Raw genomic sequence first — 8,373 nt, 5'->3', positions numbered from 1 at the left:
GATGCCTTTCGGCGCTACTGGGAGGCGGAGCACATCCCGTTCCCCGGCCTGGCCGACCCGACCCATCGCGTGGCGAAGCTGTACCGCCAGCAGATCAAGCTGACCGGCCTTGGCCGGATGCCGGCGACCCTGTTGGTGGACAAACAGGGCAGGATCCGCTTTCAGCATTTCGGCGATTCCATGAAGGACATCCCGCCGAACGAACAGATCCTCGCCCTGTTGGAGGCGCTGAACGCCGAAGCCTCAGCGGAGAAGAAAGGGGACGCCCCGGGGCAATGACCGGTACGGGCAGAGAAGAGATACTCCAGTTCTTGGCCCGGCACCCCTATTTCGCCGGCCTGGACGAACGGGCACGCCAGCGGGTGGCGGACTGCATCGTCGTGCGGCGCTACGCCCGCGACAGCATGATCGTCATGCAGGGGGACCCGCCGGCGGCCGTGTACTTCATCGCGCACGGCCAGGTGCGCATCTCGCGCTTTTCCCCCGACGGCCGGGAGCAGGCCCTGATGGACCTCTTCCCCGGCCATGTGTTCAATCTGGTAGCGGTGATAGACGGCCGGCCTACCCCCTCCACCGCCATCGCCCGCACGAGCGTGATCCTCTATGTGCTCCATCGGGAGGATTTCTGGCACCTTCTGCGAGCCTACCCGCCCCTGACGGAGGCGGTGCTGGTAGATTTCGCGGCGCGCCTGCGCCGCTTCACCGCGCTGGTCGAAGACCTCTCCTTGCGCACGGTGGCGGAGCGCCTGGCGCGCCTGCTACTGGAGATGGCCGGCGAGCCCCAGGGGCCGGCACCACGCTTTACCCAACAGGAGCTGGCCAGCCGGCTGGGCACCGTGCGGGAGGTCGTCAGCCGCACCCTGAAGCGCTTCGAGGAACAGGGGCTGATACGGGTCGAGCGGCACCGCATCATCATCCTCGACCCCGAGGGACTGGAACGGATCGCCTGCGCGATGTGACCAAAGTCACAGCATTTCTCATGAAGCAAAGGTACAATATTCACCAAAGAGTGACACAGGGATGCCCATGAACCGGGTGCCGATCGTATTACCAGTCGTTGACGAGAATATTTGCACGGGCTGTGGGGAGTGTGTGGAGCGCTGTCCGTCGCATGCGGTGAGCATTGTGGAAGGGCGCGTGCACTTCAGCGCCGGCGAGCAGTGCACCTACTGCGGCGTGTGCGAGAACGTCTGCCCGGAGGGAGCGGTTTCGCTGTACTTCGAGGTAGTCATCGCGCCGGCGGCCCGCGGCCGGGAATCCATGCAGACTATCACTGAGGAGCCATAACGTTATGGAACATATACACGCCCGCACGAAGCGGCAGATTGTGCGCATTGACGAAAGCCTGTGTAACGGCTGTGGACTGTGCGTCACCCCCTGCGCCGAGGGCGCCATTGAGCTGGTGAACGGGAAGGCGCGCGTGGTGCGGGAGGAGCTGTGCGACGGCGCCGGCTTCTGCCTTTCGGTGTGCCCGACCGGCGCGCTGTCCATCGAGGTGCGCGAGGCGCCGGCCTTCGACGAGGAGGCCGCGCATCAGCGCATGGAGGAGCGCGGGAGGGTATATATCGCTCAGCGCTGTTTCATTTGTGGGGCCAGCGAGGAGACACAGGCGCTTCTGCCGGTGCGCAAGGCCGGCCAGAGCCTGTGGGTGTGCACACACTGCCTGCCCATCCTGATTCACGGATAAGGGCCGGCGGCCGGCGCGGTGCCGGGAAAGGAGCTTGTCATGGCGTTGTACAAGGGGTGTCCTGGGGCGAATATATTCAAGGACGTGAAGCCGGAATATATCGAGTGCCCCTACTGCCACGCGGAAATTGAAATCTGGTCCGACGAACTGCTGGCGCGCTGTCCCTCCTGCCGGCGAATCGTGGCGCGCGAGCGCGGGGCTTCCTGCATTGACTGGTGCAAATACGCGGAGCAGTGCATCGGCGCCCAGAAGTACCAACAGTTGGTCAAGGAGCGGCCGAATCCTACTGCGGATTCCATGCCGGCCAAGGGAGCGGCATGAGCCGGGTCCCCCTGTACGACCAGCTCAGCGCGGTATATGACCGCTTTGTGGATTGGCCGGCGCGTCTGGCCTTCGAACTGCCCTTTCTGGAAAAACTGCTGGCGGATGCCGGTGCGCGCCGGGTGCTGGATGCCGCCTGCGGCACCGGCCAGCACGCCATTGCCCTGGCGAAGGCCGGCTTTGACGTCGTCGGGGCCGACCTCAGCCAGCCCATGGTGGAGGCGGCGCGCCGCAACGCCGAACAGGCCGGCGTCCACGCCGAGTTTGTAGCCGCCGGCTTCGGCGAGCTGGCGGAAAAGACCGCCGGCCCCTTTGATGCCCTCCTTTGTCTGGGCAACTCCATCCCTCATGTGAACGACCTGGCCCATTTGACCGCTGTACTGCGCGACTTCCGGGCGGTCCTGCGGTCAGGCGGAATGCTTCTGCTCCAACAGCGCAACTTCGACATGGTGCTCCGCCGGCGCGAGCGCTTTTTGCCTCCACAGGTCCACACGGCGGGAGAGGACGAATGGCTCTTCTTCCGCTATTATGATTTTCTGGAGGACGGCCGCCTGCGCTTCAACATGGTGATGGTGCACCGCTCGCCGGCCGGCGATACCTGCCAGATGGAAAGCACCCTCCTCCTCCCCCTGACCAGCGACCAGCTCCTGCCGGCGTGTGCCGACGCCGGTTTCACTGACCTCGTGCTCTACGGCTCCATGAAGGGCGAGCCATTCGACCCCGAGCACAGCTCCGACCTGGTGCTGGTCGGGCGGGCCGGCGGGTGAGCCCCGTTACATCCTCCCCTTTCCCTTATGGTATAATGGGTTTGACGGTCACCCGCGACGTTTTCGAGATAACCATCTGGGGCTGGTATGAAACCGTTGGCGCGCCGGCGTATCGTGTATACGCTTCTCTTCCTATGCCTGGTGCTGGCCGGCTTCTGGCTGGTTGGGCACTTCCGGGCCGGGCCGGCCGCGCCGACTGCGACACCGATCGCCGCCGCCGCACCGACGCCGGCCGCTTCACCAACCCCCACACCATCGGCCGCCCCCACCCATACCCCTGCTCCTACCCTTACACCGACGCCCATCCCCAGCCCGACGGCCACGCCCACCCTCTCCACCATCGAGGCACTGCAGAGGGCGGAGATGCCGGCGCGGGACCCCATCGCCTTGGCACAGCGCTTCTCCCGGCCGGGCATCCTGATATCGCCGATCGCGCACGCGACCCCGCCGGCCTACCGTCTGGGGGATAGGGACACCTTCTGGATCACGGATGAGGATGCCGGCGCCCATTACGCCGTCACCGCCACCCTGCGCTATATCTCCGACCACCTCTACATGTGGGTGCAGGACGGCTTTGATGTACCGAAGGATGACCTGCGGCGCTCCGCGGAGCGCTTTGACCGCCAGATATATCCCACCAACCGGGGCTTCTTCGGCTCCGAATGGACGCCCGGCGTGGACAGCGACCCGCGCATCCATGTGTTTAATGGGGCGGTGCCTGGGGTGGCCGGCTATTTCTACAGCCCCAGCGAGTTCCCCCGCGCCGTCAACCCGTACAGCAACGAGCGCGAGATCTTCTTCATCAACCTGAACGCCCGCCGGCCGGGCACCGACGCCTACGACGCCACGCTGGCCCATGAGTTCCAGCACATGATCCAGTGGCATGTGGACCGTAACGAGGACGCATGGATGAACGAAGGGCTTTCGGTGCTGGCAGAGCACCTGAATGGCTTCGTCGTGCCGCATTATATTCGCGCCTATCTGGAGAGCACCGATACGCAGTTGACCGCCTGGGCCATAGGTGATGAATCCCCCTTCCCGCACTACGGCGCCGGCTTCCTCTTCCTGGAGTATGCGCTGGAGCGGCTGGGGCCGGAGGTCTTCCGGCGCATCGCCGGCTCGCCGGCCAACGGTTCGGCGGCCTTTGATGCGGTGCTGATGGAGCTGGGCCAGCCGGAACGCTTCGAAAGCCTCTTTGCCGACTGGGCGGTGGCCAATTATCTGGATTCCGCCGGCGGCACGGGTATGTACCAGTACCGCGAGCTGGCGCTGGACGCGCCGGCGCCGGCGGCCCAGCATCACGCCTACCCGGCGCAGGGGCACGGGTCGGTGCGCCCTTACGGCGTGGATTACATCCTGCTGGAAGGAGGGGCCGGCGAGGACCTGGAGCTGAGCTTCCGCGGCGTGCCGGAGACGCTCCTGGCTCCCCTTTCGGCGCACAGCGGCAGGTGGATGTGGTGGTCCAACCGCGGCGACGACAGCAGTTCCAGCCTCACGCGGGAGTTCGACCTGCGAAACGTGCAGTCGGCGACCCTGCAGGCCTGGCTGTGGTACGACATCGAGCCGGACTGGGACTATGCCTATGCGGAGGTTTCGGCCGACGGCGGCAGGAGCTGGCACATTTTGGCCGGCCGGCACAGCGTGACCACCAACCCCCACGGCAACAGCTTCGGGCCGGCCTATACCGGGACGAGCGGCGGGGGAACGATGCCCGTCTGGGTGGAGGAGGTGGTGGACTTGACGCCTTTCGCCGGCCGGGTTATCCTGCTCCGCTTTGAGATGACCACCGATGACTCCGTCAACCATCCCGGGTTGTTCCTGGACGATGTACGCATCCCGGAGATCGGCTATGCGGAGGACTTTGAAGGGGGAGATGGCGGTTGGGAGCCCCAGGGCTTCATCCGTACCGATAATGTGCTCCCCCAACGGTATCTGGTGCAGGTGATCACGTGGGGGGCGGATGAGGTGCCGGCGGTGGCGCGTCTGGAACTGGACGAGTCGCAGAGGGGCACGTTTCGCATCGAGGGTTTCGGCCGGCAGGTGCGCCGGGCGGTGCTCGCCGTCAGCGCGTTGGCGCCGGCGACCACCGAGCCGGCGCCGTACTGGTATGCCCTGACGCCGGCACAGTGAGGCGCCTATGCTGACGTGGGTGCGGGCCGGCGTATTTATCGCAGGTTCACTGGGGCTGACGGCCGGCATCAGCGCGCTGGCGTTGGCCACCGCACGCTGGCTTCGTCAATGGCGCCTGGACGTCAATCTGCTGGTGCATCCGGCCCAGTTGGCCGCCTACGGCATGCTGATCCTGCTGTGCCTGGGGTTGATGGGCATCAGCGGCCTGCCGCCGGCGCGCTTCGGCCTGCAGAGCACGGACTGGAAGCTGGACGTGGCGCTGGGAGTAAGCATCGGGCTGGCTCTGCCGGCGCCTCTCAACTGGCTGGTGCGGGCGGGCGTGCGGAAATGGGGGCCGGGGATATACTCGCCGGCGCTGATGCGCGCCATCCTGCCGCGCTCCCGCAGGGAATGGCTGTTCGTCCCCCTTGCGTTCTGCTTGACTGCATTGAGCGAAGAACTGCTCTTCCGCGCCATCTGGGTGGGGGGATTTTCCCGCTGGCTGCCGGCGGCAATACCGGTGCTGGTGGGATCAGCGATCTTCGGGATCACCCATCTGGCACAGGGCCGGCTGGGGATGGTGGCCGCCGGCGGGCTGGGACTGCTGTTCGCCGGCCTCTTTCTCTGGCGGCAAAGCGTCCTGCCGTGCTTCCTCGCCCATTATCTGGTGAACCTGGGGCAGGTCTGGTACGCCAGCCAAAAGCGTGTCTGGCTGGAGAACTATCCGGATAACGGATGATCTCCCCCACGGAAAGGCGATCCTCCCGGTGTGACCGTCACCGGACGAGACGGTGGGTTCAGCGCCGTGCTTCCAGGATTCCCTTCCAGAAGCGCTCGTCCATAAGGGTATGCTTGAGAAGCCTTTCCACGGCCGGGTCCGCGACATTCAGGGCGCGCCGGTCGGTCACATACCAGGCCAGGGAGCGGGCCAGGTATTGGCGCGGGTTCTGCCGGCTTTCCTCGTCCATCCCATAGCCGAGGGCATAGAGTTCCTGAACGCGCCGGCCGACTTCCCGCAGGGCCGGCGTGATCCCGCCGCCGTCGGACAGCCAGGGGCCGTTCGGCTCCCCGTCACAACCCAGCAGGTGATCGAGCAGTTGGGCGACGACCCAGATGCCGGCGAAGGGTGTGTCGAGTTGGCGGATGTCGCACAGGCAGACGTGGGAGCAGGCCTGGCCGGCGATCTCGATCGGGCCGGGGATGTAGGCGGTGCGGTGGCTGACCAGCAGACGGCCGTGCCGGTGCCCGGCCAGGAAGACGGTCATGCCGGCGGGAAGCCGGCGAAGATATTCCGCCCAGCGCTCCACCGGCGCCCACTGGCTGTCGAAGGGATGGGATGCCGGCCGCACGCGATGCCACAGCCCTCGCTCGATCCCCATTTTGTCGGCGATCAGCCGGCGGATTGGGTCCGATGGAGAGGCAGTTCGTCCCCCTCTCACCATCTCTCCAGCCATCCCTCTTTCACAAGCTGGTAAAAATGGTCGAGACTGCCGCGCTCGTGGGTGAAGGGCGGCTCCTCGATGATATGGAAGAAGCGCATGCCGGCGGAAACGGCCGGGCCATCCATCGCCAGGTCGTCGCCGGCCATCAGACAGGCGGCCGGCGGAATGCCGAGGGATCTCGCGATCTCGCGGTAATAGGCCGGGCTTGGCTTGGTGGCATGCATGTTCTCGTAGGTGGTGATCAGGTCAAAGGGCAAATCGGCGACGCCGGCCCAGCCCATACGCTGGCGGATAGCGGTATCCGGGAACAGCGGATTGGTGGCCAGCACGATCTTACAGCCGCGGGCCAGGAGCTCCTGCACGAGGGGGCGGGCGGCCGGCCGCGGCCGGACGTAGCGCGCCAGTTTGGGATACTCCTCGGCATAGAAGCGCTCCACCGCCGGCGCAAGCTCTTCTCCGGAACGCGGGGAATGGGCGTTGAAGACACGCCAGAAGACCTGGGCATTGGTCTCGGCCGAGCCGTTGTTGGCGACCATGGCGCGCGTGCCGGCCATGAGGGCTTCCTGAAAGGCCTCCGCCGGCATCCAGGGGGACATAAACGCCGCGAACGCCCGGATGTACTGCGGTATGAACTGGTCGAGACGGGTATCCAACAGGGTGCCGTCCAGGTCGAGGAGCACGGCGCGGATCATGCGGTTCACTCCTGGGGGGTCGGTGTGGGCGTGGACGATTGGCGCAGGGCCTCTGCCCGCACCGTGTAGGTCACCACACTGCCGGCGGTGGAAAGCAGATGGACTTCGAAGTCGCTGGAGCGTCCGGGGGCCAGGGTGTCCTGCGCCGGCGCGACTTTCCGCACGCCGGCGACCTTCCCTTCATCGGTGTATGCCGTGACCACCAGGCGCACGCGCGCCGCGGTCTCATCGCCAATGTTGCGCACGCGGCCGGCGATGTGGTAGCTGGCGTGGCCGCGACCCTCGCCGACCAGGTCGCTGACCTCCAGGTCCAGGTAATAGGTCTCCGGATGCGAGAGAGGCAGGCCGCGCAGGGGCACTGACTGATAGGTGGCGAAGCGCTCTGGCGGGTTATCGAACGAGGCGGCGAAGGGCGCCTTTGCGCCGTGGGGCAGGACATCCAGCTCGATAAAGGCGGTGGTGAACGCCAGGAGCTGGCCCTTCTCGTCAAAGAGGGAGACGCCGACCTGCACCTGTTCCAGGTCCACGCCGGCGGTGTTCTCCACTTCACCGAAACACCAGAGCATGCCGGAAGGGGAGCGCTGGAAATTGACGCCGGCGATGGTGAAGGGGAGGGGCGTCGGGGTCGGAGTCGGCGGCGTGCGCAGGGCTGATTCATCCATGGGGATGATGAGTTCCTGGCCGATCTGGAGCCGGCGGGGGTCCAGGATGCCGTTGGCCTCCTGGATAGCCTCCACGGTGACGCCGTAGATGCGGGCGATGGCGATGAGGTTATCGCCCGGCTTGACCACGTAGATGACCGGCGTCGGGGTGATGGTCGGTGTGGCGGTCGGGAGCGGCGTCAGGGGCGCCGGCGTGGGCGTGGCGGTGACGGCCGGCTCTGTCACGGCGGCCGGCGCGGTGGGGGTATCGGTAGGCGGCAGGGTGGCCGCCGGCCGGCAGGCGCTCAAGGACAGCCCGCACAGCACGATGCCGGCGGCGATGAAGAGCCAGGATATTCCACTGATGCGGCAGGACATGTTCACCTCGTTGGCGTCGATCTGCACGGCCGGCATTATACCACAGGATGGGGTGATGCGGCCATTTTGGACGGGGCAGGGCCGCCTGGGGATAGAGGGTGGTACTGCTTGGTGGCCAACCTGATCGTGGCGGAGACGGCGAAGAACCACGGCATCCGGCTGGAGTTCATGGAATACCTGCGGGCCGGCGTCCCCATCACGCTTTGTTCGCTGGCAGTAGGGGTGGTCTGGCTGAGCTGGGGGCTGTGAGCGGGGAAAATGCAAAGGGCCGGCGATGCACTCGCCGGCCCTGCTGGTCGGGGCGAGAGGATTTGAACCTCCGACCACTTGAACCCC

Annotated in this window: 12 protein-coding genes; 9 read left to right on the top strand and 3 right to left on the bottom strand. The window is 66.1% G+C overall.

Going from position 1 to position 8,373, the window contains the following annotated elements; genetic code table 11:
* From H5T60_08345 to H5T60_08310, 8 genes are all read left to right on the top strand, one after another.
* Window positions 1-279, top strand: a 279-nt coding sequence (locus H5T60_08345) for a redoxin domain-containing protein (protein MBC7242439.1), incomplete at its 5' end; no start/stop codon positions are given.
* Window positions 276-959, top strand: coding sequence for a Crp/Fnr family transcriptional regulator (locus H5T60_08340; protein MBC7242438.1), 684 nt, complete (start codon window positions 276-278; stop codon window positions 957-959). The genes H5T60_08345 and H5T60_08340, both read left to right, overlap by 4 nt.
* 76 nt (window positions 960-1,035) lie before the next feature.
* Entirely contained in the window at window positions 1,036-1,287 is a 252-nt protein-coding gene (locus H5T60_08335) for a 4Fe-4S binding protein (protein MBC7242437.1), read from the top strand.
* Window positions 1,288-1,291: 4 nt separating this feature from the next.
* A complete protein-coding gene (locus H5T60_08330; protein MBC7242436.1) occupies window positions 1,292-1,687 on the top strand; it encodes a 4Fe-4S binding protein in 396 nt (131 codons plus the stop codon).
* A gap of 39 nt (window positions 1,688-1,726) precedes the next feature.
* The gene (locus tag H5T60_08325) at window positions 1,727-2,008 is read left to right on the top strand and encodes a phosphohydrolase (GenBank protein ID MBC7242435.1); all 282 of its coding nucleotides are present in this window, start codon (window positions 1,727-1,729) and stop codon (window positions 2,006-2,008) included.
* On the top strand, window positions 2,005-2,775 hold the full coding sequence (locus H5T60_08320; GenBank protein ID MBC7242434.1) for a class I SAM-dependent methyltransferase: 771 nt from the start codon (window positions 2,005-2,007) through the stop codon (window positions 2,773-2,775). The genes H5T60_08325 and H5T60_08320 overlap by 4 nt, the downstream gene beginning before the upstream one ends.
* A gap of 87 nt (window positions 2,776-2,862) precedes the next feature.
* Window positions 2,863-4,905 carry an immune inhibitor A gene (locus H5T60_08315; protein MBC7242433.1) on the top strand — a complete coding sequence of 681 codons (2,043 nt, stop codon included), beginning with the start codon at window positions 2,863-2,865 and terminating at the stop codon, window positions 4,903-4,905.
* A 7-nt stretch (window positions 4,906-4,912) separates the two neighbouring features.
* Window positions 4,913-5,623, top strand: coding sequence for a CPBP family intramembrane metalloprotease (locus H5T60_08310; GenBank protein ID MBC7242432.1), 711 nt, complete (start codon window positions 4,913-4,915; stop codon window positions 5,621-5,623).
* 58 nt (window positions 5,624-5,681) lie between these two features.
* Here H5T60_08310 and H5T60_08305 read toward each other — a convergent pair whose 3' ends face one another.
* From H5T60_08305 to H5T60_08295, 3 genes are read right to left on the bottom strand one after another with little or no spacing between them, the layout of a single operon-like run.
* Entirely contained in the window at window positions 5,682-6,326 is a 645-nt protein-coding gene (locus H5T60_08305) for a hypothetical protein (GenBank protein MBC7242431.1), read from the bottom strand.
* The gene (locus H5T60_08300) at window positions 6,320-7,018 is read right to left on the bottom strand and encodes an HAD family hydrolase (GenBank protein MBC7242430.1); all 699 of its coding nucleotides are present in this window, start codon (window positions 7,016-7,018) and stop codon (window positions 6,320-6,322) included. Before H5T60_08300 ends, H5T60_08305 begins: the two co-directional genes overlap by 7 nt.
* Window positions 7,019-7,023: 5 nt before the next feature.
* On the bottom strand, window positions 7,024-8,073 hold the full coding sequence (locus tag H5T60_08295) for a LysM peptidoglycan-binding domain-containing protein (GenBank protein ID MBC7242429.1): 1,050 nt from the start codon (window positions 8,071-8,073) through the stop codon (window positions 7,024-7,026).
* Window positions 8,074-8,148: 75 nt separating this feature from the next.
* Between H5T60_08295 and H5T60_08290 the strand changes: the two genes are divergently transcribed.
* Window positions 8,149-8,286 (top strand): hypothetical protein, encoded by a 138-nt coding sequence (locus H5T60_08290; GenBank protein MBC7242428.1) that lies wholly within the window; start codon window positions 8,149-8,151, stop codon window positions 8,284-8,286.
* Window positions 8,287-8,373: the final 87 nt, after the last annotated feature.

Source organism: Anaerolineae bacterium (assembly GCA_014360855.1).
In the GTDB taxonomy this organism is placed as follows: domain Bacteria; phylum Chloroflexota; class Anaerolineae; order JACIWP01; family JACIWP01; genus JACIWP01.
This window is presented reverse-complemented; position numbering and strand designations above follow the sequence as displayed.

What these genes read in the sequence shown, in the direction of transcription:
- H5T60_08340 (MBC7242438.1), top strand. Translation starts at nt 276, where the DNA reads ATGACCGGTACGGGCAGAGAAGAGATACTCCAGTTCTTGGCCCGGCAC.
- H5T60_08320 (MBC7242434.1), top strand. Translation starts at nt 2,005, where the DNA reads ATGAGCCGGGTCCCCCTGTACGACCAGCTCAGCGCGGTATATGACCGC.
- H5T60_08295 (MBC7242429.1), bottom strand. Translation starts at nt 8,073, where the DNA reads ATGCCGGCCGTGCAGATCGACGCCAACGAGGTGAACATGTCCTGCCGC.
- H5T60_08330 (MBC7242436.1), top strand. Translation starts at nt 1,292, where the DNA reads ATGGAACATATACACGCCCGCACGAAGCGGCAGATTGTGCGCATTGAC.
- H5T60_08305 (MBC7242431.1), bottom strand. Translation starts at nt 6,326, where the DNA reads ATGGTGAGAGGGGGACGAACTGCCTCTCCATCGGACCCAATCCGCCGG.
- H5T60_08325 (MBC7242435.1), top strand. Translation starts at nt 1,727, where the DNA reads ATGGCGTTGTACAAGGGGTGTCCTGGGGCGAATATATTCAAGGACGTG.
- H5T60_08300 (MBC7242430.1), bottom strand. Translation starts at nt 7,018, where the DNA reads ATGATCCGCGCCGTGCTCCTCGACCTGGACGGCACCCTGTTGGATACC.
- H5T60_08315 (MBC7242433.1), top strand. Translation starts at nt 2,863, where the DNA reads ATGAAACCGTTGGCGCGCCGGCGTATCGTGTATACGCTTCTCTTCCTA.
- H5T60_08310 (MBC7242432.1), top strand. Translation starts at nt 4,913, where the DNA reads ATGCTGACGTGGGTGCGGGCCGGCGTATTTATCGCAGGTTCACTGGGG.